Below are 23,050 nucleotides of genomic sequence, written 5' to 3' on the forward strand. Positions count from 1 at the left end.
GATGAGAAAGGAAGATGAAAACATGACAGAACCCCGCCGAATGGACGCTGTAATCGAAGAGATTTCTGACTACGTGCTCCATCAGGAGATTGACAGTTCAGAAGCTTTCACTACGGCAGGACATGTGCTTCTTGATACGATAGGCTGCGGAATTTTGGCGCTCAGCTATCCTGAATGTACAAAGCTGCTCGGCCCGATTGTCCCGGGAACCTCCGTGCCCAACGGCAGCAGAGTCCCGGGCACGCCTTTTGTTTTAGACCCGGTCACGGCTGCCTTTAATATCGGCTGTATCAACAGGTGGCTCGATTATAATGATACGTGGCTTGCGGCCGAATGGGGGCATCCGTCTGACAATCTCGGAGGCATATTGGCTTGTGCGGATTATATATCCAGAGTGCGGATTTCAGAAGGGAAAGAACCGCTTACCGTGCGCGATGTGCTTTGCGCAATGATCAAAGCGCACGAAATTCAAGGAATTCTCGCTTTGGAAAACAGTTTAAACAGAGTCGGGCTTGACCATGTGCTGTTTGTGAAAGTGGCGACTGCGGCTGTTTGCGCACAAATGCTGGGCGGCTCAAGAGAGGAAATCAATAACGCCGTATCTCACGCTTGGATTGATAATTCAAGCCTCAGAACGTATCGTCATGCGCCGAACACCGGATCACGCAAATCATGGGCGGCCGGCGACGCGACGAGCAGAGGCGTATACTTGGCCCTTATGGCGCAAAAAGGTGAAATGGGGTACCCGACGGCTCTGACCGCATCTGGGTGGGGATTTCAAGACGTATTATTTAACCGGCAGGAAATGAAGCTTGCCCGCCCGCTTGGGTCCTATGTGATGGAGAATGTTCTGTTTAAAGTATCCTACCCGGCTGAATTCCACGCCCAGACAGCGGCGGAATGCGCGGTCCGGCTTCATCCGGAGGTGAAAGACCGCATCGAAGACATTGACAGGATCACGATTATGACCCATGAGTCGGCAATCCGGATTATCGATAAAAAAGGGCCGCTTCACAATCCGGCTGACCGGGATCACTGCCTCCAGTATATTACGGCAATCGGGCTGCTTTTCGGAGATATCACGGCGGATCATTATGAAGAGGAAACGGCGTCTGACCCGCGAATTGATACATTGCGGAGCAAAATGGAGGTGACGGAACACAAATCGTACTCAATAGATTACTTAGACCAGAATAAGCGATCCATCTCAAATGCCGTACAGGTGCATTTTACAGACGGCACGGCTACGGGACGGATTGAATGTGAATACCCGCTCGGGCACCGATTCCGCAGAAAAGAAGCCGTTCCGAAGATTCTTGCCAAGTTTTCAGCAAACATCAGCACTCATTTTTCATTGAAGCAGCAGCGGAAAATCGAAGAGGCCTGTAAAGATAGCGGCCGAATGCAGAAGCTCAGCGTTAGTGAATTTATGGACTTATTTCTCATATAAAATAGGAGGGTGACAAACATGACGTGGATCGTCAGCAAGCAGTCGTCTCAAGAGGAGCTTGCAGAGCGGTTCCGTACGCTGATGGCAGCGCCGGATCTATTGCAGATTCCCGGCGCTCACGATGCGATGGCCGCTCTTATCGCCAAGAAAACGGGTTTTTCGGCTCTTTATTTATCAGGCGCGGCTTACACGGCGAGCAGAGGGCTGCCCGATTTAGGCATTATCACGTCGGCGGAAATGGCTGAACGGGTTAAAGATCTGGTCCGCTCGTCTGATTTGCCCGTCCTCGTCGATATTGACACGGGTTTCGGAGGCGTGCTGAATGCCGCCCGGACGGCGAAAGAAATGTATGAAGCGCGCGCGGCCGCCGTCCAAATGGAGGATCAGCGCCTGCCGAAAAAATGCGGACATCTGAATGGGAAGCAGCTCGTGCCGATTGAAGAAATGGCGCAAAAAATCCAAGCGGTCAAGCGGGCCGCGCCGACTCTTCTTGTTGTTGCGAGAACAGACGCCAGACAGCAGGAAGGGCTGGAGGGGGCACTAAAAAGGGCGTACGCTTATATAAAAGCGGGTGCTGACGCTGTTTTTCCGGAAGCGCTCCAATCCGAAAGTGAATTCAGAGCGTTTTCCAAACAAATCAGTGTGCCGATTCTCGCAAATATGACTGAATTCGGACAAACGCCGTATTACAGTGCTGATGAATTTTCCGATATGGGCTGTCAGATGGTCATTTACCCGGTCACGTCACTCAGAACGGCTGCCAAGGCTTTTGAGCGTATTTTCCGCCTTCTGAAAGAAGAAGGCTCTCAAAAAGAGGGGCTTTCGGATATGCAGACGAGAAAAGAATTATATGAAACGATCGCTTACGATGACTATGAAGAACTGGATCAATCCATTGCCAAAACGATACTGCCGGACGACTGAAAAAGCCCTTTTTTGCAAGGGCTTTTTTTACAGCTTTTTTTTCCTGAACCGCGGGCTGACTTGATTGCGTTTCCGATCTCTGTACAAAATAAACCCGGCCAGAACATAAAGGCCGAACAAAAAAAACGCCAATCCGGCCGCCCCCTGAAGAAAAAGGGACGGAAACGGGGAAAACGCATGCCCGAATAATGCATCTCTCATCAGCTTAATGCCGAGCGCCGCGACAGCGCCGGGGAGGACCAGAATTAAAAGCGCAACAAGCCGGCTCATATTCAGAAAACCCCTTTACGATATGATTTCCTTTATTGTCCAATCGAAAAAATATTTTGTCAAGAGATCAAAACGTGGTAACATAGGGGTTGTGCAAATTATTGCAACGGGAAATACAGGTGTGCAAATTTTTTCATATAAAGGGGTATCGGGATGCAGAAGGTGCTGATTATAGGTGCTGGTAAAGGAGGCACGGCGCTCCTACAGATTTTGATGAAAACAAAACTGATCCGGATTATTGCGGTGGTTGATCAAGATCCGGAGGCGCAAGGGCTGCAAGAAGCCCGGAGATATGGAATTGCAACCTCATCAGATTGGAAACCCTACATAACTGAAGATATAGATATTATCATCCATACAACAGGCGATAAAGCGGTCATGGATGAGCTGCTCCATGAGAAAAAAGAACAAACCATCGTCATGCCGGGAAAATTGGCGTACATGGTGTTTCAGCTGATGGAGGAAAAACAGCAGCTTATCCAAATGCTGAAGTCGCAGACGTATAAGCATGACCGGATTTTTAATTCAACGCACGACGGCATGATTTTTATAGACGTCAACGAAACGATCATTTTATTTAATCAGATGGCAGAAAAAATGGTCGGCCGAAAACGGGAGGATGTCATCGGCCGCCAAATTAAAGATGTAGTGCCGAACACAAAGCTGCCGCGGATTCTGGAAACGAGAGAGCCGGAATATAACCAGAAGCAGCTTCTCGGCAAGCACCTGCAGATTGTCACGACAAGACTGCCGATCATTGATGAAGGCGGAAAACTTCTCGGCGCGTTATGCGTGTTTAAAGACATCACCGACGCAGTTGAACTGGCGGAAGAGGTCACGAACTTAAAACAAATCCGCACCATGCTTGAAGCGATTATTCAATCGTCAGACGAGGCCATTTCCGTCGTTGATGAAAACGGCATCGGAATGTTAATCAACAAAGCGTATACAAAAATGACCGGGCTGTCAGAAAGCGAAGTCATCGGAAAACCCGCTTCCACCGATATCTCAGAAGGGGAAAGCATGCACCTGAAAGTATTGGGGACAAGGCGGCCCGTTCGGGGTGTGAGGATGAAGGTCGGCCCCAATAAAAAGGATGTCATCGTAAATGTTGCCCCCGTTATTGTGGATGGTATTTTAAAAGGCAGCGTCGGCGTCATCCACGACGTGTCAGAAATTAAAACGCTGACTGCTGAGCTGAATCGGGCGCGCCAGATCATCCGCACGCTTGAAGCGAAATACACGTTTGACGACATTATCGGCACGAGTGAACAAATGCTGGTCGCCCTTGAACAGGCGAAGCTCGGGGCGAAAACGCCGGCGACGATTCTGCTGCGGGGAGAATCCGGCACAGGAAAAGAACTTTTCGCCCACGCCATCCATAATGAAAGCGACCGAAAATACAATAAATTCATCCGGGTCAATTGTGCTGCCCTGTCTGAATCCCTGCTTGAATCCGAGCTTTTCGGCTATGAGGAAGGCGCGTTTACGGGCGCGAGGCGCGGGGGCAAAAAAGGACTTTTTGAGGAAGCGAATAACGGCAGCATTTTCTTAGATGAAATCGGAGAGCTGACCCAAAGCACCCAGGCAAAGCTGCTCAGAGTTCTGCAGGAAAAAGAAATTATCAGAGTCGGCGGCGCTAAAGCGATTTCTGTCAATGTCAGAATTATCGCAGCGACAAACGTCAACATCGAAAAGGCCATGGCGGAAGGCGCGTTCCGTGAAGACCTGTATTACCGGATTAACCGCTATCCGATCTCAATCCCGCCGCTTCGGCAGCGCAAAGAAGATATTGAAGCGCTGAGCATTCGGCTCATTGAAAAAATCAATCAGGATTACGGCCGCAATGTAAAGGGGCTCACGCCGAACGCGCTGCGAGCTTTATCAGCCTACAGCTGGCCGGGAAACGTACGGGAGCTTGAAAATGTTCTCGGACGGGCAATGATATTTTTAGAGCCGCACATGGAACGGATCGAACAGCAGCATCTGCCTGTTTTCGAATCAGAGCTGAATGAAAAAAACGGCACCCAAAGTGATTTTCCGGATGTAGAAGGGGAAAAGCTGTCTCAGGCTGTTGAAAAATTTGAAGCGCACGTCATTCAAAAAACGCTTGAAAAGCATAAATTCAACCGAACCAAAACGGCGAAAGCGCTTGGTGTCAGCATTCGGAATCTGTACTACAAAATGGACAAGTACGGCCTTGCAAATGACGGCATGCAATAAGTTGCAGAGAAAGCGCAAACAGCTGCATGTGTTCTTGAAAAAAGCCGGAATAAACCCTTTCGCATATTTGGCACGGAACTTGCATTGTTAAAAGCGGATTCGCACAAGAAAGGTGGTACAAAATGAAGCTGAAAGACCTAGTTGAAAAAGCCGCGGCAAAAAACGCAAAAACCATTGCAGTGGCCCACGCAGCAGATAAAGAAGTGATCCAGGCCGTCAAAATGGCGGCAGAACACTTGTCGGCACGATTTTTACTGACAGGTGACAGCGGAAAGCTGAAAGAGCTTCTGGCAAATGAGCCGAAGTTCAATGCTGACATCATCCACGCCGATTCACCAGAAGAATCTGCGGCAAAAGCAGTGCGCGCAGTGCGTGAACAAGAGGCGGACGTTTTAATGAAAGGGAATCTCCCGAGCTCAACTCTTCTGAAATCGGTTTTAAACCGCCAGGAAGGGCTTCGTTCAAAAAGGGTGTTATCACATGTAGCCGTTTTTGAGGTGCCGGACTATGACCGGCTGATGTATGTGACTGATTCAGCGCTGAACATTGCCCCGTCTCTTGAAGAGCTCGGGCATATTCTGCAAAATGCGGTTCATGTCGCACATTCTGTAGGGAACCCTATGCCGAAAGCCGCAGTCCTTGCCGCTATTGAAACGGTTAATCCGAAAATGGAGGCGACGCTGAACGCGGCTGCGATCGTCCAGATGTGCAATAGAGGACAGATTACCGGCTGCATTGCGGACGGACCGCTTGCTTTGGATAATGCCGTATCCCAAGCGGCTGCGCTGCAAAAAGGGATTTCCGGAAGCGTAGCGGGCCAGGCGGATATTCTCTTGGTTCCTTCAATCGAGGCCGGAAATATGCTTTATAAGTCAATGATTTATTTTGCGAAAGCAAATGTTGCTGCCGTCATCGCCGGTGCAAAAGCGCCGATCGCATTAACGAGCAGAGCGGATACCGCAGAAAATAAACTGTATTCAATTGCGCTTGCGATTTGCGCATCACAAGAACAGTAGGAGGAACGAACCTATGGAAATTTTCAAATATATGGAGACTTACGATTACGAACAATTGGTATTCTGCCAAGATGAACAATCCGGATTAAAAGCGATCATCGCGATTCATGATACGACGCTCGGCCCTGCACTCGGCGGAACAAGAATGTGGACATATGACAGTGAAGAAGCGGCGATTGAAGATGCACTGAGACTCGCAAAAGGCATGACTTATAAAAATGCGGCTGCCGGTTTAAACTTAGGCGGCGGGAAAACCGTTATTATCGGAGACCCGCGCAAAGATAAAAATGAAGAAATGTTCCGCGCGTTCGGCCGCTACATCCAAGGCTTAAACGGAAGGTATATTACGGCGGAAGACGTCGGCACCACCGTTGAAGATATGGACATTATTCATGATGAAACAGACTATGTAACCGGAATTTCTCCGGCATTCGGTTCATCAGGAAATCCGTCCCCGGTTACGGCGTACGGCGTCTACAAAGGGATGAAAGCCGCAGCGAAAGCGGCGTTTGGCACTGATTCACTGGAAGGTAAAACAATTGCCGTGCAAGGCGTGGGAAATGTGGCTTACAATCTATGCCGCCACCTTCACGAAGAAGGCGCTTCTTTAATCGTAACGGATATCAATAAAGAATCTGTTAAACGTGCCGTTGAGGACTTCGGCGCCCGCGCAGTTGATCCCGGCGACATTTACTCACAGGCGTGCGATATTTATGCCCCATGTGCTCTCGGCGCCGTCATTAACGATGACACGATTAAACAGCTGAAGGCGAAAGTCATTGCGGGAGCGGCCAATAACCAGCTGAAAGAAACACGTCACGGCGATACCATTCATGAAATGGGAATCGTGTACGCTCCGGATTATGTCATCAATGCAGGCGGCGTCATCAATGTGGCCGATGAGCTTTACGGCTACAATGCTGAGCGGGCTTTGAAAAAAGTTGAAGGCATCTATGCAAACATTGAGCGGGTGCTCGATATTTCCGCGCGTGACGGCATTCCGACATACTTAGCGGCCGACCGTCTGGCTGAGGAACGAATTGAACGCATGCGCCGTTCAAGAAGCCAGTTTCTGCAAAACGGCCAAAGTATATTAAGCAGACGATAGGAATTTGATCTGGAGGTATGAAAATGTTCGAAAAGGAAAAACGCATTCTCATTCTGAATCCAGGCTCAACATCAACGAAAATCGGTGTCTTTCACAATGAACGCTGTATCTTTGAAAAGACGCTGCGGCATCCCGAAGAAGAGCTGAAAACATTTAACGGCATTATCGACCAGTACGAATTTCGAAAAATAAGCATTCTTGAGTCTTTGCACGAACAGGGCATCAACATTTCAAAGTTTGATGCCGTTTGTGCCAGGGGCGGCCTGCTCAGACCGATTGAGGGCGGCACATATGAAGTGAATGACGCCATGATCACTGATTTGAAAAACGGCTACAACGGCCAGCATGCTTCTAATCTGGGCGGAATTATTGCCAGGGAAATAGCTGACGGACTAAATATCCCCGCGTATATCGTCGATCCGGTCGTGGTGGATGAGATGACTCCGCTCGCTAAAGTATCAGGGATGCCTGAAATCAAGCGGAAAAGCATTTTTCATGCTTTGAACCAAAAAGCTGTTGCCCGTCAGGCGGCGGCGTCCCTCGGCAAACGGTATGAACAGATGAAGATGATCGTCACTCATATGGGCGGCGGCATCACAGTCGGTGTCCATGATTGCGGACGGGTGACGGATGTCAACAACGGGCTTCACGGAGAAGGGCCCTTCAGCCCGGAGCGCGCGGGAACCGTTCCTGCGGGTGATTTGGTGGAGATGTGTTTTTCCGGCAAGTATTCAAAAGCCGATATGATGAAAAAACTTGTCGGCACGGGCGGACTCTCCGGCTACCTGGGGACAACGGACGCGGTGAAGGTGGAAAAACGCATTCAGGCCGGAGATGAGCATGCGAGGCTCATTTATGACGCCATGGCTTATCAAGTAGCAAAAGAAATCGGGGCGGCAAGCGCCGTATTAAAAGGAAAAGTAGACATTATCGTCCTGACGGGCGGATTGGCGTACGGGAAAAGTTTCGTATCCGCCATCAGATCGTACATAGATTGGATTTCGGATGTACTGGTGTACCCGGGAGAAAATGAACTGCAATCTCTCGCGCAAGGCGCGCTTCGGGTTTTAGCCGGTGAGGAGCAGTCAAAGCAATATCAGATCGGCGAAGGAGTGAAAACAAATGGCGACTGAATATGATGTGGTCATTCTGGGCGGCGGGACGGGCGGTTATGTAGCCGCCATCAGAGCGGCCCAGCTCGGCTTAAAAACGGCCGTTGTAGAAAAAGAAAAGCTCGGCGGAACATGCCTGCATAAAGGATGTATCCCGAGTAAAGCGCTGTTAAGAAGCGCGGAAGTGTACCGAACCGCAAAGGAAGCGGCAGCATTCGGCATTGAAACGGAAGGTGTCTCCCTCCGCTTTGACAGCGTGCAAAAACGAAAGCAGGGAATCGTTGACCGTCTGGCCGGCGGTGTCGCCCACTTGATGAAAAAGGGGAAGATTGATGTATTCAACGGGTACGGACGTATGCTCGGCCCTTCCATCTTCTCACCTCTTCCCGGTACGGTTTCTGTCGAATACGCAAATGGTGAAGAAAACGACATGCTGATACCGAAACAATTGATTATCGCAACCGGTTCAAGGCCGAAAATGCTGCCGGGTTTAGAAGCAGACGGTACATATATTCTGACATCAGATGAAGCGCTTGAGCTTGAACGTCTGCCCCAATCCATGATGATCGTCGGCGGCGGTGTCATCGGAATTGAATGGGCATCCATGCTGAACGATTTCGGCGTCAATATCACTGTGATTGAATATGCGGACCGCATTTTGCCGACTGAAGACCGTGATATTTCAAGCGAGATGGAAAAACTGTTAACGAAAAAAGGAATTAAGATCGTAACGGGTGCGAAAGTGCTTCCGGATACATTGGAAAAAGCGGACGGCGTTTCAATTGCCGCTGAAAAGAATGGAAAAAAAGAAACGTATCACGCGGAACAAATGCTTGTTTCCATCGGCCGCCAGCCGAACATTGAAGGGATCGGCCTTGAAAACACGGATATTGAAGCGGAAAACGGTTCTATCATCGTGAACGAAGCCGGGCAGACGAAGGAATCGCACATTTATGCGATCGGTGATGTTGTCGGCGGTCTTCAGCTTGCGCATGTGGCCTCCCGTGAAGGCATCATTGCTGTTGAGCATATGGCGGGTCTTAATCCGGCTCCGCTTGATGCCGCTCTTGTGCCGAAATGCATTTATTCAAATCCGGAAGCGGCGAGTGTCGGTCTGACAGAAGAGGAAGCAACCCGAAAAGGACATGAACTGAAGATCGGGAAGTTTCCGTTCATGGCAATCGGAAAGGCTCTTGTATACGGAGAAAGCGATGGCTTTGTTAAAATCGTCGCCGATCGGAATACAGATGATATTCTCGGTATTCATATGATCGGCCCGCACGTCACCGATATGATCTCTGAAGCGGGGCTTGCCAAGGTGCTCGACGCGACTCCTTGGGAAATCGGCCAGTCCATACATCCGCATCCGTCGCTTTCAGAAGCGATTGGAGAAGCTGCGTTAGCCGCAGACGGAAACGCGATTCATTTTTAAAAGGAAAGAAGGAGGGGTTTGAATGACTACAAACCGCCATCAAGCATTAGGGCTCTCTGACGAAGAAGCCGTTGAAATGTATAGAACCATGCTGTTAGCCAGAAAAATCGACGAAAGAATGTGGCTCTTAAACCGCTCGGGCAAAATTCCGTTCGTTGTTTCATGTCAAGGACAGGAAGCGGCTCAAGTAGGCGCGGCCTATGCTTTAAACCGTGATACCGACTATGTGCTTCCTTACTACAGAGATATGGGAGTTGTGCTTGCATTCGGTATGACTGCAAAGGACTTGATGATGTCCGGTTTTGCGAAAGCGGCTGACCCGAACTCAGGCGGAAGGCAGATGCCGGGCCACTTCGGGCAAAAGGAAAACAGAATCGTAACGGGCTCATCCCCTGTGACAACGCAGCTGCCTCACGCAGTCGGAATCGCGCTTGCGGGACGCATGGATAAAAAGGATATCGTCTCTTTCGTTACCTTTGGAGAAGGATCTTCCAACCAGGGGGATTTTCACGAAGGGGCAAACTTTGCCGCCGTGTATAAATTGCCGGTCATTTTCATGTGTGAAAACAATAAGTATGCTATTTCTGTTCCGTATGACAAACAGGTGGCGTGCGAAAATATTTCCGACCGGGCGGCAGGCTACGGCATGCCGGGAGTCACAGTTGACGGAAATGACCTGCTGGAAGTTTACCGGGCCGTGAAAGAAGCGCGCGAACGGGCATCTAAAGGCGAAGGTCCTACATTAATAGAAACGGTTTCCTACCGGTTGACACCGCATTCCAGTGATGACGACGACAGCAGCTACAGAGAACGCGAAGAAGTAGAAGAAGCAAAGAAACAGGATCCGCTTCTTTTATACAAAGCATACTTGCAAGAAGCCGGGCTTCTAGATGAAGAAGAAGAAAAGACCATGCTGGATGACATCATGGCTATCGTAAACGAAGCGACAGACGAAGCGGAGAAAGCGCCATACGCATCTCCTGAATCAACGCTTGATCACGTTTATGCGAAGTAGGGAGGAATACTTATGTCTGTAATGTCTTATATTGACAGTATTAATGCAGCAATGAAAGAAGAAATGGAAAGAGATCCGCGCGTTTTTGTTCTCGGGGAAGATGTCGGGAGAAAAGGCGGCGTGTTTAAAGCCACGGCGGGTCTCTATGAACAGTTCGGAGAAGAGCGGGTGATGGATACGCCGCTTGCGGAATCAGCGATTGCCGGAGTCGGGATCGGCGCCGCGATGTACGGCATGCGCCCGATTGCCGAGATGCAGTTTGCCGATTTCATTCTGCCTGCGGTCAACCAAATCATTTCAGAAGCGGCCAAAATACGCTACCGTTCAAACAATGATTGGAGCTGTCCAATGGTCATCAGAGCGCCTTACGGCGGCGGCGTGCACGGCGCGTTGTATCATTCCCAATCTGTGGAGGCCATTTTTGCCAACCAGCCGGGTCTTAAAATTGTCATGCCTTCAACTCCTTATGACGCAAAAGGGCTGTTGAAAGCCGCAGTCCGTGACGAAGATCCGGTGCTGTTTTTCGAACATAAGAGGGCGTACCGTCTGATTAAAGGCGAAGTCCCTGCGGATGATTACGTCCTTCCGATCGGAAAGGCGGATGTAAAACGCGAAGGCAGCGACATTACTGTCATTACGTATGGATTATGCGTTCATTTCGCTCTGCAGGCTGCCGAGCGTCTTGAAAAAGACGGAATTTCCGCGCACGTATTAGATTTGCGTACGGTTTATCCGTTAGATAAAGAAGCCATCATTGAAGCTGCGTCTAAAACGGGAAAAGTATTGCTGATCACAGAAGATACGAAAGAAGGCGGTATTATGAGCGAGGTCGCCGCCATTATTTCTGAAAACTGCTTATTTGATTTAGACGCGCCGATCAAGCGGCTTGCAGGTCCTGATGTTCCGGCAATGCCTTATGCGCCGACAATGGAAAAATACTTCATGATGAATCCTGACAAAGCGGAAGCCGCGATGAGAGAATTAGCGGAGTTTTAAAGACGTAAGGAGGTTTTTGACATGGCGATTGAACAAATGGCTATGCCTCAGCTCGGAGAGAGCGTGACGGAAGGGACGATCAGTAAGTGGCTGGTATCCCCCGGTGATCAAGTGAATAAATATGACCCCATTGCGGAGGTCATGACGGATAAAGTGAATGCGGAGGTGCCGTCTTCTTTTACCGGTACGATTACAGAACTTGTAGGAGAAGAAGGCCAGACTCTTACAGTCGGCGAGATCATCTGCAAAATTGAAACGGAAGAAACGGAAACCGAAGAGGCGCCGAAGCGGGAAGAAGAGCAGAATACCCCTTCAGACACCGATGCAAACCGTCAAGGTAAAAATCAGTCAAATAAAGCGCGTTATTCACCGGCCGTGCTCAGATTAGCAGGAGAACACGGCATTCAGCTTGAAGAAGTTGAAGGAACGGGCGCAGGCGGAAGAATTACGCGAAAAGACATTCAAAAGATCATTGATTCGGGAATGCAGCAGAAGTCGGAAGCACCGGCGCCGGCTGCCGTTCAAACAACGCAACAAGCGCCGAAACAACAGCAAAAACAAGCGCCGGCACCAGCTCTGTCAGCCGGTGATATTGAAATTCCGGTTACAGGCGTCAGAAAAGCCATCGCCGCCAATATGCATAAAAGCAAAACAGAAATTCCGCACGCCTGGACGATGATGGAAGTCGACGTCACGAACATGACGGAGTACAGAAACAGGATAAAAGACTCATTTAAACAGAAAGAAGGCTTCAATTTAACATTTTTCGCTTTCTTTGTAAAAGCGGCGGCGCAGGCTCTCAAAGAGTTCCCGCAGATGAACAGCATGTGGGCGGGAGACAAAATCGTCCAAAAGAAAGACATCAACATCTCCATTGCCGTTGCCACGGAAGATTCGCTGTTTGTTCCGGTTATTAAGCATGCTGATGAAAAAACGATTAAAGGCATAGCCAGAGAAATAACGGACCTTGCGAAAAAAGTGAGAAACGGAAAACTTACCGCGGAAGATATGCAGGGCGGCACATTTACCGTCAATAACACGGGATCTTTCGGCTCAGTTCAATCTATGGGCATTATCAACCATCCGCAGGCGGCCATTCTTCAGGTAGAATCAATCGTCAAACGTCCGGTTGTCATGAATAACGGGATGATCGCAGTGCGTGATATGGTTAATCTTTGCCTGTCTTTAGATCACAGAGTGCTTGACGGGCTCGTATGCGGCCGTTTCCTCGGACGCGTCAAAGAAATCTTAGAAAACATTGACGAACATACTTCCGTCTATTAAAAAAACTCCTTTTGCCCGGGCGGCAAAAGGAGCTTTTTTATTTTCGTTGTGAATCCTCGGGAACAAGCATAGTGAGATGATGTTTTTTCACTTCGATCGTACAAGGCGTTGTTCCGTATACCTCGCCATCTGTATCCGCGTCCATTTCACGTCCGGTTTCGATTTCAATCCTGGAGGCCTGAATATAGGACAGCTCCCCTTTGAAATCATCAAATGAACCCTGCTCCATCGTCATCAGCTCCCGCAACGCGGCAAGGCTTGTGTTGCGGCAGATTAACACATCGGCTAAGCCGTCCCGGAGGCTGGCATCAGGCAGGGGAACTCTGTTTGTCCCGATATAATGCCCGTTCATGACAAGCACCATTACGGCTTCGTCTTCTTTCACCTCGCCGTCAATCGTCAATTTGACAGGAAACGGGTTCGCGCTTGTCATCGTTCGCAAGGCGCTCGTGAAGTAGCTGATTTTACCGAGCCATGCTTTTTCAGTTTCATTGATATGGCTTGATGCTTCGGTGATCAATCCGATGCCCCAGAAGTTCAGAAAATAGCCGTCATCCGTTTTACAGACGTCAATCATCCGTTTATGTCCGGCCGCGAGCGCTTCAGCGGCCTTTTGAAGGTTTTGCGGGATGCCGAGCGCCCGTGAGAAATCGTTGCACGTTCCTCCCGGCAAAATGCCGACAGCGGGCCTGTGATCAAGTTTGCTGATGCTGTTGATGCATTGATGCACAGTGCCGTCTCCGCCTAAAATATATAAATGGTCAACTGAACTGTCGAGATTTTCACAATACTGACGGGCATCATCCTGATGTTTGGTCGGTTTAATCAAAAGTTCGTCAGCTGACTGGGCCAAAATGGGGACGACCGTGCCGAGCGTTTTATCAATCTGTTTTTGACCGGCGTTTCCGTTATAAATTAATACTGCTTTCCGTTGGCTCATACGACTGCTCCTTTATTTCAGACAATCTCTTTAACAAGTTTCCCGTTTTTAAAAGGTCATAAACTTACATCGGGTACATAAAAGGGACAAAAACAATTGGATATGAGCGGTGTCATTTGCCGATAGGGAGGTTCCTTGCTATCATAAGAAGAGATGATCAAAAAGGAGAGGTCCCAGTTGAATATGGATTTTAATTTATTTATGAATGATGTCGTGCGTCAAGCCCGCCAGGAAATCACGGCCGCCGGGTATACAGAGCTGAAAACCGCTGAGGAAGTGGACGAAGCGCTTTCGAAAAAAGGAACGACACTCGTTATGGTCAACTCTGTGTGCGGATGCGCAGGCGGTATTGCACGGCCTGCCGCGTACCATTCCGTACATTACGATAAACGCCCGGATCAGCTTGTGACGGTATTTGCCGGACAGGATAAAGAAGCGACAGCCAAAGCGAGAGAATACTTTGAAGGCTATCCGCCGTCCTCTCCGTCATTTGCCATTTTAAAAGACGGGAAAATCATGAAAATGGTGGAACGCCATGAAATTGAAGGCCATGAGCCGATGGCCGTCGTCACAAAACTGCAGGAAGCATTTGAAGAATATTGTGAAGAAGTATAAGTGAAAGAAAAACCCCGGAGCCGAGCGCTTCCGGGGTTTTTTATATGGAATCTGTATAAATATAAATATTTATACACCGGCGTTCAGCTGTCACTAATCGGAAAAACAATGACTATAATAAACACAGAAAGGAAAATACATTTTTCAAAAATAGTATTGCATCACAATTAAAAAGTGTTTAAAATACAAGTTAACGAATAAATATTCAAATTTAAGAGATCAGTAGATATGGGGGAAATGAATCATGAAGAAATGGCTGTTGGTATTAGCTGCCGCATGTATCACCTTTGCGCTGTCCGCCTGCGGATCAGGCAATTCAGGCTCAGAGGGCGGAAAGAACAAGCTGATTATGGGTACATCGGCTGACTATAAACCATTTGAATATAAAGACGGCGATCAGATCACCGGGTTTGACGTTGATCTGGCAAAAGCTCTGGGCAAAAAGACCGGCTATGACGTTGAGGTGCAGGACATGGACTTCAACAGCCTGATTACAGCCTTAAAGTCCAAGCAGGTAGATATGATTTTATCTGGAATGACACCTACGCCGGAACGGAAAAAGCAAGTTGATTTTTCTGATATTTATTATACTGCTAACAATATGATCGTTACGAAAAAGGGAAGCAGCATTAAATCCCTGAATGATCTGAAAGGCAAAACCGTCGGTGTTCAGCTCGGCTCCATTCAAGAGGAAAAAGGCAAGAAGCTCGCTTCGAAATACGGTTTTCAGCTCGAAGACCGCAACCGGATCTCAGACTTAACGGAAGAGATCAAATCCGGGCGTTTTGATGCCGCGATTATCGAAGACATCGTAGCACAAGGCTATTTCAGTTCAAATAACGATCTGCAGGGCTTTGCGTCAGCAGATGCGAAATCAGACGAATCGGGCTCCGCGATTGCGTTCCGCAAAGACAGTGATCTGACAGCGAAGTTTAACAAAGCGCTGAAAGAAATGGAGAAAAACGGAGAAATCGAAAAACTGAAGAAAAAATGGTTCACCAACGAGAAATAAAAGAAAGCTCAACTTTTCGTTGAGCTTTTTATCTTGAATAAAGACAAAGGAGATCACACGTATGAATTTGGATTTCTCAGCGACAATCCCCCAAATTCCTTTTATATTGGAAGGCCTTGCGGTCACATTAAAAATTGTGCTCGTTTCAGCGGTCATCGGTCTTGTATTAGGAATCGTGCTCAGCTTATTTAAAATCAGCATGATCAGTCCGCTGAAATGGATTGCGGATTTTTATACTTCGATATTCCGCGGCACGCCGCTCGTGCTGCAGCTGATGATCATCTATTTCGGTATGCCGCAGCTTCTCGGCTTTCAGATCGATCAATTTTGGGCGGCGGTCACCGCATTATCGCTCAATTCAGCCGCTTACGTCTCTGAAATTATCAGAGCGGGAATCAACGCAATTGACAAAGGACAAAAAGAGGCTGCCGTCGCTCTCGGCGTGCCGTACGGAAAAATGATGAAAGATCTGTTGCTGCCGCAGGCGTTTAAAAACATTTCTCCGGCTATTATTAACGAATTAATCACCTTGACGAAAGAATCGGCGATCGTCACGGTAATCGGTCTCGGAGACATTATGAGACGGGCCTACCAGTCCGGCGCCGCAACATACAACTATTTAGAACCTCTTATTGTGGCGGGCTTAATCTATTACGTGCTCGTTTTGATCTTAGCATTCATCGGAAAAGGCATAGAAAGGAAGCTGAAAGCCAATGATTAAGGTCGACAACCTGTCAAAATCATTCGGGAAACATGAAGTACTGAAAAACATTTCAACACAGATCGAAGAAGGGGAAGTCGTCGCTGTCATCGGCCCTTCCGGTTCCGGCAAATCAACGTTTCTGCGCTGCTTAAATCTGCTGGAAACCCCGAGCGGCGGAACGATTGCCATTAAAGAAAACGAAATCACCGCAGCTAAAACGAATAAACTGAAAGTGCGGGAAAATATCGGCATGGTATTTCAGCATTTTCATTTGTTTCCTCATAAAACGGTGCTTGAAAATATCACATACGCGCCGGTCAGCGTGAAGAAAGAGTCTAAAAAGGAGGCGGAGGAAAAGGCGTGCGCTCTCCTTGAAAAAGTCGGACTGCTTGACAAACGGAACGACTATCCGAACCGTTTGTCAGGCGGACAGAAGCAGCGGGTCGCCATCGCGCGGGCGCTTGCCATGAATCCTGACATCATGCTGTTTGATGAACCGACCTCGGCTCTTGACCCGGAAATGGTCAAAGAAGTTCTTGAGGTGATGAAAGAGCTCGCGCAGACGGGCATGACAATGGTGATCGTAACGCACGAAATGGGATTTGCCAAAGAAGTCGCAGACCGCGTATTATTTATGGATGAAGGGACGATCGTGGAAGACGGTCAGCCGGAAGAATTTTTTCTTTCTCCGAAGTCAAAAAGAGCACAGGACTTTTTAGAAAAAATATTATAAAATATAACTGTAAGAAAAGAAGAAGAATGCTCTTCTTCTTTTTTTTGAGAAAGAAACAAACAGAATGGAGCAAGCAATGTTTAAAATCGGTTACCGGACAATAAAGACCGCACTTGGAACGGCGCTGGCCATTTATTTAGCCCAGCTGTTGCATCTGCAAAACTTCGCATCCGCAGGAATCATCACCATATTGTGCATCCAGATTACGCAAAAGCGGTCGCTTCAGGCCTCGTGGGCCCGATTTTCCGCCTGTTTATTGGCGATCGTCTTTTCATATGTCTTTTTCGGACTGATCGGCTATTACCCGTTTGCGATCGGAATATTGCTGGTTCTGTTCATTCCGACTACAGTCGTTTTAAAAATAAATGAAGGGATCGTCACCAGTTCAGTAATCATTCTTCATTTATATATGTCCGGCGGCATTACGATGGCGTTTATCTGGAATGAGTTCCAGCTGATCACCGTAGGTATCGGCGTCGCGCTGTTAATGAATCTGTATATGCCGAGCCTCGACAGAAAACTCGCGGCGTACAGGAAAAAAATCGAGGACAACTTTTCCGTCATCTTCGCCGAAATCGAACGGTATTTGTTAACTGGTGAGCAAGATTGGACGGGGAAGGAAATACCGGAGACGCATCAGATGATTCAAGAGGCGAAAAACCTCGCCTATCGGGACGTGCAGAATCATATTTTGCGCCATGAAAATCTCTACTATCATTATTTTAAGATGAGACAGAAACAATTTGAAATCATTGAACGGCTGCTGCCGAAGATTACCTCTATTTCAATAACGGTGGAGCAGGGAAAAATAATCGCCCATTTCATCCATGAATTAAGGGAAGCCATTCATCCCGGCAATACCGCTCATAAATTTTTAAAAAGACTTGCAGAAATGAGAACGGAATTTGAAGAAATGCCGCTCCCGGCAACGCGCGAGGAGTTTGAAGCGCGGGCGGCTTTGTTCCACCTCCTCGGTGAGATGGAACAATATCTCGTGATTAAAAGTTATTTCAAAGGCATCAAGCTGTAAAAAAACATATGGATCAATCGCATGAGTCCTCCTTTCATTGGTCATTCTAATGAAAAAAGGAGGGGAGCCCATGCGATTTTTTTTATTGTCAGCCGCTCTGCTGCTGTCTCCGCTTTGGCCGCTTGGCGCGAACCCTTTGCCGGGTGACCCTTATATTATCGTCAATAAAGCCACAAACGCGCTTGCTGTTGTGAAGGATAACCGAATAGAAGGCATTTATCAGGTAGCGACGGGAAAAACGGATGATTTGACGCCTGAAGGAGAATTTACGGTAACGGTCAAAGCCGTCAATCCGTATTACCGGAAGAAAAATGTAGAGGGAGGCGCGCCGGAAAACCCGCTCGGCGTCCGCTGGATCGGTTTTGATGCGAAAGGCACCGACGGCAGAATATACGGCATTCACGGAACAAACAGAGAAGAGCTGATCGGGGGGTTTGTATCAAACGGCTGCATCCGTATGAAAAACCGGGATGTCATCCGTATTTTCCGGATTATCCCTCCCGGAACGAAAGTATTGATTACAAAAGAAAACCGCTCATTCGAGGACATTGCAATAGAGCGGAAAGCCCTCATAAAAAAGCAGGAAACCCCCTTGCAATGAGGCGCCTGCTTTTTTACCGCAAATACATCATAATGCCTGAGAGGAGGGTTGAAAGTATAAATACGCCCAAAATGACGATGACGGCGCTTTTCATAAATTTTTGAGACATTGTTTCACTCCTTAAGATTACTGTCTACCATTTTAACGTGTTTTGCTTGTATGAACAAGCCATATCCTATGGCGGAAAGCAGGTGGCCGCGCTATGAAAAAACTTGATCATGTCGGCATTGCCGTCAGCTCTATTGAAGCCGCGAGAGGATTTTACGAACGGATGCTCGGGCTTACGTATATGGGAGACGAGCTGGTAAACGGCCAAAATGTGAGAGTTGCTTTTTTAGAAGCGGGAGGCACAAAGCTTGAGCTGATTGAGCCGCTGTCGGACGCGTCTCCCGTCAGCTCTTTTTTACAGAAAAGAGGCGAAGGGCTGCATCATTTGGCATTCCGCTGCGCCGATATGAAGGAAACGATCAAGGAGCTTGAATCATGCCGCATGACTTTGATCCATCATGAACCGCAAAACGGAGCGGGCGGGAAGAAGATCGCATTTCTCTCTCCAAAAGAGGCGAACGGGGTCCTGATTGAGCTTTGTGAAACAATTGAAAAAGGAGAAACTCAAGATGAGCATGAGTGATCATATCAGACACTTAAACGAAAGACGTTCCTTTTTAACAAACGGCGGCGGAGCGGAAAAAAATGAAAAACAGCACAAAAAAGGCAAGCTGACGGCAAGAGAAAGAATTGACTATCTATTGGACGAAGACAGTTTTTCAGAGCTGCAGCCGTTTGCCAAAAGCCGCACGCCCGGGTGCCAGAATGCTCCGGGAGACGGCGTTGTTACCGGATACGGCACAATTGACGGACGGCCCGTGTATTTGTTTGCCCATGACTTTACCGTACTCGGCGGGACGCTCGGCGAGACACATGCGGAAAAAATCGCGGCGGTAATGGATCTGGCGGCGAAAAACAAAACCCCGATCATCGGGCTGAACGACTCAGGTGGTGCGAGAATTCAAGAGGGTGTGGTATCATTAAATGGATACGGTCATATCTTTAGGCGCAACGTCCTTTACTCGGGAGTGATTCCGCAAATTTCTGTCATCCTTGGGCCCTGTGCCGGCGGTGCTGTTTATTCACCCGCTTTGACGGATTTTGTGATTATGGCGGAACATACGTCGCACATGTTTATTACAGGCCCGAAAGTCATTGAACAGGTGACGGGTGAACAGATTGACGCGGAAAGTTTAGGCGGTGCGGGAATACATAATGTGATAAGCGGAATTGCCCACTATTCCGCACGGACGGAAAAAGAGGCACTTTCGGCTGTGAAAACCCTGCTTTCTTATCTCCCGCACGGCGGACAGACGGCACTACCCGTTAAAAAGGAAGACGCCAGACCGTTATTAAACACCCTCGTTCCCGCGGACAGTTCGAAACCTTACGATGTGTTACAGGTAATAAAAGAGCTGGCGGATGACGGAACGTTTTTTGACATTCAGCCGTATTTTGCCAAAAACATTGCTGTCGGTTTTCTGAAACTCGGACGGCGTACAGTCGGTGTTGTCGCAAACCAGCCGAAACACTTGGCGGGGAGCCTCACGATTGATGCCGCTGACAAAGCGTCGAGATTCATCCGTTTTTGCGACGCGTTTCATATTCCGCTATTGACGATCGCTGATGTTCCGGGATTTCTTCCGGGCCTTCAGCAGGAACATGCGGGAATCATCCGTCACGGAGCAAAATTGCTGTATGCTTTTGCCGAAGCGGCGGTGCCGAAAGTGACGCTCATCATCAGAAAAGCTTACGGAGGCGCCTATGTCGCCATGAATTCAAAAGGGCTCGGGGCAGATCTTGTATTCGCCTGGCCCAATGCGGAAATCGCCGTGATGGGAGCGGAAGGCGCGGCGTCGATTTTATACAGCAGAGACATACAGGCTTCTGGCGACCCGGAGAAAACGAAGCGCGAAAAAAAAGCCATATACGAAAAGGAAAACGCCGGTCCGTATAAAGCGGCGGCCTGCGGAATGGTGGATGATATCATCCGGCCGGAAGACTCGAGGAAAAAATTGATTCAGGCATTTGACATGCTTGCGCATAAGGAAGAGGAAAGACCGAAAAAAAAGCACGGTAATATACCGCTTTAAACGGAGGGAACTGAAAATGGTAAACGAAAAACGTCTGCTTGAAGAATTTCTTGAACTCGTTCAAATTGATTCAGAGACAAAACATGAAGCGGAAATCAGCAAGGTGCTCAAACAAAAATTCACTGATTTAGGATTGAGCGTAAAAGAAGATGATACAAAAGAAGTGACCGGGCATGGAGCCGGCAACTTAATCTGTACGTTAAAGGGCACAAAAGATGCGGATACGATTTATTTCACATCCCACATGGACACGGTTGTTCCGGGCAAAGGCGTTAAGCCGATTGTGGAAGACGGCTATGTAAAATCCGACGGCACGACGATTCTCGGCGCTGATGATAAGACGGGTCTTGCCGCAATGTTTGAAGCCATTAAAGTGCTGAAAGAACAAAACATCGAGCACGGCACCATTGAATTCATTATCACGGCCGGAGAAGAATCGGGATTAGTCGGGGCAAAAGCAATGGATCGTTCAGACATTACCGCGAAATACGGTTTTGCGCTTGATTCAGACGGAAAAGTCGGCAACATTATTGTAGCCGCGCCGACACAAGCGAAAGTGAGAGCAACCATTTTCGGGAAAACGGCTCATGCGGGAGTGGAACCGGAAAAAGGCATCTCCGCGATTACCATCGCATCAAAAGCAATCTCTAAAATGCCGCTCGGCCGTATTGATAAAGAAACAACGGCTAATATCGGCCGTTTCGAAGGCGGCACGCAAACCAATATCGTCTGCGACCAGGTTGATATTCTGGCTGAAGCGCGTTCATTAGTGCCTGAAAAAATGGAGGCGCAAGTGCAGAAAATGAAAGAAGCTTTCGAATCTGCTGCAGCTGAGATGGGAGGCCGCGCGGAAGTGGACATCGCGGTCATGTATCCGGGTTTCAAATATCAGGACGGTGATCAGGTTGTGGAAGTCGCGAAAAAAGCGGCGGCAAAAATCGGCCGTCCGAGCGAACTTCAGACAAGCGGCGGCGGAAGTGATGCAAACGTCATTGCCGGCCACGGCATTCCGACAGTCAACCTGTCAGTAGGCTATGAACAAATCCATACGAAAAATGAAAAAATGCCGATTGAAGAGCTCGTCAAAACGGCGGAAATGGTCGTTGCCATTATCGAAACAGCGGCCAACTAAAAACGAAGCACCCGGTTGATTGGGTGCTTTTTTCATTCTTCATGATAAGATAATTGGCTTAAAGCTTTGCAGATACAAGAAAAAAACCCTGCCGGATAGGTTCCGGCAGGGTTTCAGTATTATGATTTGGCGGGCTCCGCCTGAGCCGCAGCCTGTTTCTTTTTATGATGCGTCTGCTGTAAAAGTACGTTCTGCACTGTCAAAAACAGTCCGCTTGTAAACCAGTAAAGCGGCAGCGCAGCCGGTACGTTAAGCGAAAAAACGGTCATCATGACAGGGAAAATAAAGACCATGATTTTTGCTGACTGCATCGCGGCCGGATTTTGAGCAGCCGGTGAATATTTCTCGTTTAATTTTTGGGAAATATAAGCCTGTAAGAAATACATGGCCCCCGCGCACAGTGATACAAGAATATCAGAATGCCCTAAGCTGAACCACAGAAATGAGTGTGAAGCAATTTCCGGCGTTGAGCGGATGGCGTAATAAAAACCGATCAAAATCGGGAATTGCACCAGCATCGGAAGACATCCCATTGCCATCGGATTCAGATTGTGCTCACGGTAAAGCTTCATCATTTCCATTTGCAGTTCTTTTTGTTTTTCCGCATCTTTCGTTTGTTTTATTTTAGCCTGGATGCTGTCGACCTGCGGTTTGATCACAGCCATTTTTTCCTGGAACGCCCGCTGTTTCTTAAATTGGTTCACAAACAAAGGCAATACAACGATCCGGACGATAATCGTCACCAGAATAATCGACAGTCCGTACTCACCGTGGAACAGGCCCGCCACCCCTTTTAAAAGTGCCGAAAACGGCTCGATCAGGTAATCGTGGAAAAAACCGATATTCCCGAGGCCTCCCGTCTGAGTCTGAGATGTCGCGGCAAAAGCCGAGCGGCCTGTGCACAGTACGATAAAAAACAATCCGAATGCAATCCATTTTTGATATGTTTTAGACAATTATGTCTCCTCCTTTTTATCTTCACTTGCCGTTATAAAAGGAGGAAGCTGACATCTTCATCATCATTCGCCGGTGAATTCATGCGGATGACTTTACGTATCCAAGTTGTAATGCGATGATATATAATAATAAGAAAGTCTGTTCGGTTCAGCTGAACGACTGCTTGATGTTCATCTATTCGTTTCGTTCTCCAATGCTCGCCTGCGCGGCGCTCACGCAAAAGAAAAGCGATGCCGATCGCGGTCAGAGCGGGAAGAATAATTGTGAAAAAATCGACTAAAAATAAAAAGTCATTCATTGACTCAAGAATCATTTTATCACATCCATTCAGCTCTTATTTTACTACATATATATAA

Annotated in this window: 24 protein-coding genes; 19 read left to right on the forward strand and 5 right to left on the reverse strand. The window is 48.2% G+C overall.

From position 1 onward, the window contains the following. Positions 1-22 precede the first annotated feature (22 nt). Positions 23-1,450 carry a bifunctional 2-methylcitrate dehydratase/aconitate hydratase gene (locus ACWJJ4_RS07955; protein ID WP_454021556.1) on the forward strand — a complete coding sequence of 476 codons (1,428 nt, stop codon included), beginning with the start codon at positions 23-25 and terminating at the stop codon, positions 1,448-1,450. A gap of 18 nt (positions 1,451-1,468) precedes the next feature. Beyond that, positions 1,469-2,374 (forward strand): methylisocitrate lyase, encoded by a 906-nt coding sequence (prpB, locus tag ACWJJ4_RS07960; RefSeq protein WP_060674589.1) that lies wholly within the window; start codon positions 1,469-1,471, stop codon positions 2,372-2,374. A gap of 27 nt (positions 2,375-2,401) precedes the next feature. Here the strand turns inward: prpB and ACWJJ4_RS07965 are convergent, their stop codons facing one another. Next, on the reverse strand, positions 2,402-2,644 hold the full coding sequence (locus tag ACWJJ4_RS07965; RefSeq protein ID WP_007408378.1) for a DUF2627 domain-containing protein: 243 nt from the start codon (positions 2,642-2,644) through the stop codon (positions 2,402-2,404). 153 nt (positions 2,645-2,797) lie between these two features. Between ACWJJ4_RS07965 and ACWJJ4_RS07970 the strand changes: the two genes are divergently transcribed. From ACWJJ4_RS07970 to ACWJJ4_RS08005, 8 genes are all read left to right on the forward strand, one after another. Next, complete coding sequence (locus ACWJJ4_RS07970) at positions 2,798-4,867, forward strand: sigma-54 interaction domain-containing protein (protein ID WP_007612462.1); 2,070 nt, start codon at positions 2,798-2,800, stop codon at positions 4,865-4,867. A gap of 122 nt (positions 4,868-4,989) precedes the next feature. Continuing rightward, positions 4,990-5,883: a phosphate butyryltransferase gene (yqiS, locus tag ACWJJ4_RS07975; RefSeq protein ID WP_025649863.1), complete on the forward strand. Its 894-nt coding sequence runs from the start codon at positions 4,990-4,992 to the stop codon at positions 5,881-5,883. 13 nt (positions 5,884-5,896) lie between these two features. Next, positions 5,897-6,991 carry a branched-chain amino acid dehydrogenase gene (bcd, locus tag ACWJJ4_RS07980; RefSeq protein WP_003153209.1) on the forward strand — a complete coding sequence of 365 codons (1,095 nt, stop codon included), beginning with the start codon at positions 5,897-5,899 and terminating at the stop codon, positions 6,989-6,991. 17 nt (positions 6,992-7,008) lie between these two features. After that, positions 7,009-8,124, forward strand: coding sequence for a butyrate kinase (buk, locus tag ACWJJ4_RS07985; protein WP_094247799.1), 1,116 nt, complete (start codon positions 7,009-7,011; stop codon positions 8,122-8,124). Next, complete coding sequence (gene lpdA, locus ACWJJ4_RS07990) at positions 8,114-9,535, forward strand: dihydrolipoyl dehydrogenase (RefSeq protein ID WP_070082090.1); 1,422 nt, start codon at positions 8,114-8,116, stop codon at positions 9,533-9,535. Before buk ends, lpdA begins: the two co-directional genes overlap by 11 nt. Before the next feature lie 22 nt (positions 9,536-9,557). Then, positions 9,558-10,550 carry a thiamine pyrophosphate-dependent dehydrogenase E1 component subunit alpha gene (locus ACWJJ4_RS07995; protein ID WP_454021557.1) on the forward strand — a complete coding sequence of 331 codons (993 nt, stop codon included), beginning with the start codon at positions 9,558-9,560 and terminating at the stop codon, positions 10,548-10,550. 12 nt (positions 10,551-10,562) lie between these two features. Continuing rightward, on the forward strand, positions 10,563-11,546 hold the full coding sequence (gene bfmBAB, locus ACWJJ4_RS08000) for a 3-methyl-2-oxobutanoate dehydrogenase subunit beta (protein WP_003153216.1): 984 nt from the start codon (positions 10,563-10,565) through the stop codon (positions 11,544-11,546). Between the two features lie 21 nt (positions 11,547-11,567). After that, positions 11,568-12,830, forward strand: coding sequence for a dihydrolipoamide acetyltransferase family protein (locus ACWJJ4_RS08005; RefSeq protein ID WP_454021558.1), 1,263 nt, complete (start codon positions 11,568-11,570; stop codon positions 12,828-12,830). Between the two features lie 37 nt (positions 12,831-12,867). On the opposite strand, the gene ACWJJ4_RS08010 is transcribed toward ACWJJ4_RS08005, so the two are convergent. Continuing rightward, positions 12,868-13,770, reverse strand: coding sequence for a YegS/Rv2252/BmrU family lipid kinase (locus tag ACWJJ4_RS08010; protein WP_339075768.1), 903 nt, complete (start codon positions 13,768-13,770; stop codon positions 12,868-12,870). Between the two features lie 177 nt (positions 13,771-13,947). Here ACWJJ4_RS08010 and brxB point away from each other — a divergent pair, with 177 nt between their 5' ends. The 6 genes from brxB to ACWJJ4_RS08040 all read left to right on the forward strand — a co-directional run bounded on the left by brxB (position 13,948) and on the right by ACWJJ4_RS08040 (position 18,464). Continuing rightward, positions 13,948-14,385 (forward strand): bacilliredoxin BrxB, encoded by a 438-nt coding sequence (gene brxB / locus ACWJJ4_RS08015; protein WP_003153223.1) that lies wholly within the window; start codon positions 13,948-13,950, stop codon positions 14,383-14,385. Positions 14,386-14,629: 244 nt separating this feature from the next. Then, positions 14,630-15,397, forward strand: a complete 768-nt coding sequence (locus ACWJJ4_RS08020; RefSeq protein ID WP_003153224.1) for a transporter substrate-binding domain-containing protein — start codon at positions 14,630-14,632, stop codon at positions 15,395-15,397. A gap of 61 nt (positions 15,398-15,458) precedes the next feature. Beyond that, on the forward strand, positions 15,459-16,118 hold the full coding sequence (locus tag ACWJJ4_RS08025; RefSeq protein WP_454021559.1) for an amino acid ABC transporter permease: 660 nt from the start codon (positions 15,459-15,461) through the stop codon (positions 16,116-16,118). After that, positions 16,111-16,833, forward strand: coding sequence for an amino acid ABC transporter ATP-binding protein (locus ACWJJ4_RS08030; protein ID WP_003153229.1), 723 nt, complete (start codon positions 16,111-16,113; stop codon positions 16,831-16,833). Before ACWJJ4_RS08025 ends, ACWJJ4_RS08030 begins: the two co-directional genes overlap by 8 nt. Positions 16,834-16,909: 76 nt before the next feature. Continuing rightward, positions 16,910-17,863 (forward strand): aromatic acid exporter family protein, encoded by a 954-nt coding sequence (locus ACWJJ4_RS08035; protein WP_454021560.1) that lies wholly within the window; start codon positions 16,910-16,912, stop codon positions 17,861-17,863. A gap of 70 nt (positions 17,864-17,933) precedes the next feature. Beyond that, on the forward strand, positions 17,934-18,464 hold the full coding sequence (locus ACWJJ4_RS08040) for a L,D-transpeptidase (protein WP_003153233.1): 531 nt from the start codon (positions 17,934-17,936) through the stop codon (positions 18,462-18,464). Between the two features lie 13 nt (positions 18,465-18,477). Here ACWJJ4_RS08040 and prli42 read toward each other — a convergent pair whose 3' ends face one another. Next, positions 18,478-18,573 carry a stressosome-associated protein Prli42 gene (gene prli42 / locus ACWJJ4_RS08045; protein ID WP_007408390.1) on the reverse strand — a complete coding sequence of 32 codons (96 nt, stop codon included), beginning with the start codon at positions 18,571-18,573 and terminating at the stop codon, positions 18,478-18,480. A 93-nt stretch (positions 18,574-18,666) separates the two neighbouring features. Here prli42 and mce point away from each other — a divergent pair, with 93 nt between their 5' ends. Genes mce through ACWJJ4_RS08060 form a run of 3 tightly spaced genes read left to right on the forward strand, consistent with a single transcriptional unit; the run spans position 18,667 to position 21,737 of the window. Continuing rightward, on the forward strand, positions 18,667-19,095 hold the full coding sequence (gene mce, locus ACWJJ4_RS08050; protein ID WP_069473494.1) for a methylmalonyl-CoA epimerase: 429 nt from the start codon (positions 18,667-18,669) through the stop codon (positions 19,093-19,095). Continuing rightward, positions 19,082-20,605, forward strand: coding sequence for an acyl-CoA carboxylase subunit beta (locus tag ACWJJ4_RS08055; protein ID WP_077722572.1), 1,524 nt, complete (start codon positions 19,082-19,084; stop codon positions 20,603-20,605). The genes mce and ACWJJ4_RS08055 overlap by 14 nt, the downstream gene beginning before the upstream one ends. Before the next feature lie 16 nt (positions 20,606-20,621). Continuing rightward, positions 20,622-21,737, forward strand: coding sequence for a tripeptidase T (locus ACWJJ4_RS08060; protein WP_003153237.1), 1,116 nt, complete (start codon positions 20,622-20,624; stop codon positions 21,735-21,737). A 119-nt stretch (positions 21,738-21,856) separates the two neighbouring features. On the opposite strand, the gene ACWJJ4_RS08065 is transcribed toward ACWJJ4_RS08060, so the two are convergent. Further along, the gene (locus ACWJJ4_RS08065) at positions 21,857-22,693 is read right to left on the reverse strand and encodes a membrane protein insertase YidC (protein WP_070082081.1); all 837 of its coding nucleotides are present in this window, start codon (positions 22,691-22,693) and stop codon (positions 21,857-21,859) included. Between the two features lie 32 nt (positions 22,694-22,725). Then, positions 22,726-23,007 (reverse strand): hypothetical protein, encoded by a 282-nt coding sequence (locus ACWJJ4_RS08070; protein ID WP_003153239.1) that lies wholly within the window; start codon positions 23,005-23,007, stop codon positions 22,726-22,728. Positions 23,008-23,050: the final 43 nt, after the last annotated feature.

The organism is Bacillus sp. JK62, from assembly GCF_053663455.1.

Excerpts from the sequence above, each read along its gene's own strand:
- bfmBAB (WP_003153216.1), top strand. The coding sequence starts at position 10,563 with ATGTCTGTAATGTCTTATATTGACAGTATTAATGCAGCAATGAAAGAA.
- prpB (WP_060674589.1), top strand. The coding sequence starts at position 1,469 with ATGACGTGGATCGTCAGCAAGCAGTCGTCTCAAGAGGAGCTTGCAGAG.
- ACWJJ4_RS08025 (WP_454021559.1), top strand. The coding sequence starts at position 15,459 with ATGAATTTGGATTTCTCAGCGACAATCCCCCAAATTCCTTTTATATTG.
- ACWJJ4_RS08040 (WP_003153233.1), top strand. The coding sequence starts at position 17,934 with ATGCGATTTTTTTTATTGTCAGCCGCTCTGCTGCTGTCTCCGCTTTGG.
- prli42 (WP_007408390.1), bottom strand. The coding sequence starts at position 18,573 with ATGTCTCAAAAATTTATGAAAAGCGCCGTCATCGTCATTTTGGGCGTA.
- mce (WP_069473494.1), top strand. The coding sequence starts at position 18,667 with ATGAAAAAACTTGATCATGTCGGCATTGCCGTCAGCTCTATTGAAGCC.
- ACWJJ4_RS08005 (WP_454021558.1), top strand. The coding sequence starts at position 11,568 with ATGGCGATTGAACAAATGGCTATGCCTCAGCTCGGAGAGAGCGTGACG.
- ACWJJ4_RS08020 (WP_003153224.1), top strand. The coding sequence starts at position 14,630 with ATGAAGAAATGGCTGTTGGTATTAGCTGCCGCATGTATCACCTTTGCG.
- ACWJJ4_RS07995 (WP_454021557.1), top strand. The coding sequence starts at position 9,558 with ATGACTACAAACCGCCATCAAGCATTAGGGCTCTCTGACGAAGAAGCC.
- ACWJJ4_RS08035 (WP_454021560.1), top strand. The coding sequence starts at position 16,910 with ATGTTTAAAATCGGTTACCGGACAATAAAGACCGCACTTGGAACGGCG.
- buk (WP_094247799.1), top strand. The coding sequence starts at position 7,009 with ATGAAAATGTTCGAAAAGGAAAAACGCATTCTCATTCTGAATCCAGGC.
- ACWJJ4_RS08010 (WP_339075768.1), bottom strand. The coding sequence starts at position 13,770 with ATGAGCCAACGGAAAGCAGTATTAATTTATAACGGAAACGCCGGTCAA.
- lpdA (WP_070082090.1), top strand. The coding sequence starts at position 8,114 with ATGGCGACTGAATATGATGTGGTCATTCTGGGCGGCGGGACGGGCGGT.
- bcd (WP_003153209.1), top strand. The coding sequence starts at position 5,897 with ATGGAAATTTTCAAATATATGGAGACTTACGATTACGAACAATTGGTA.
- ACWJJ4_RS08030 (WP_003153229.1), top strand. The coding sequence starts at position 16,111 with ATGATTAAGGTCGACAACCTGTCAAAATCATTCGGGAAACATGAAGTA.
- ACWJJ4_RS08055 (WP_077722572.1), top strand. The coding sequence starts at position 19,082 with ATGAGCATGAGTGATCATATCAGACACTTAAACGAAAGACGTTCCTTT.
- ACWJJ4_RS08060 (WP_003153237.1), top strand. The coding sequence starts at position 20,622 with ATGGTAAACGAAAAACGTCTGCTTGAAGAATTTCTTGAACTCGTTCAA.
- ACWJJ4_RS07965 (WP_007408378.1), bottom strand. The coding sequence starts at position 2,644 with ATGAGCCGGCTTGTTGCGCTTTTAATTCTGGTCCTCCCCGGCGCTGTC.
- ACWJJ4_RS07955 (WP_454021556.1), top strand. The coding sequence starts at position 23 with ATGACAGAACCCCGCCGAATGGACGCTGTAATCGAAGAGATTTCTGAC.
- ACWJJ4_RS07970 (WP_007612462.1), top strand. The coding sequence starts at position 2,798 with ATGCAGAAGGTGCTGATTATAGGTGCTGGTAAAGGAGGCACGGCGCTC.
- yqiS (WP_025649863.1), top strand. The coding sequence starts at position 4,990 with ATGAAGCTGAAAGACCTAGTTGAAAAAGCCGCGGCAAAAAACGCAAAA.
- ACWJJ4_RS08070 (WP_003153239.1), bottom strand. The coding sequence starts at position 23,007 with ATGATTCTTGAGTCAATGAATGACTTTTTATTTTTAGTCGATTTTTTC.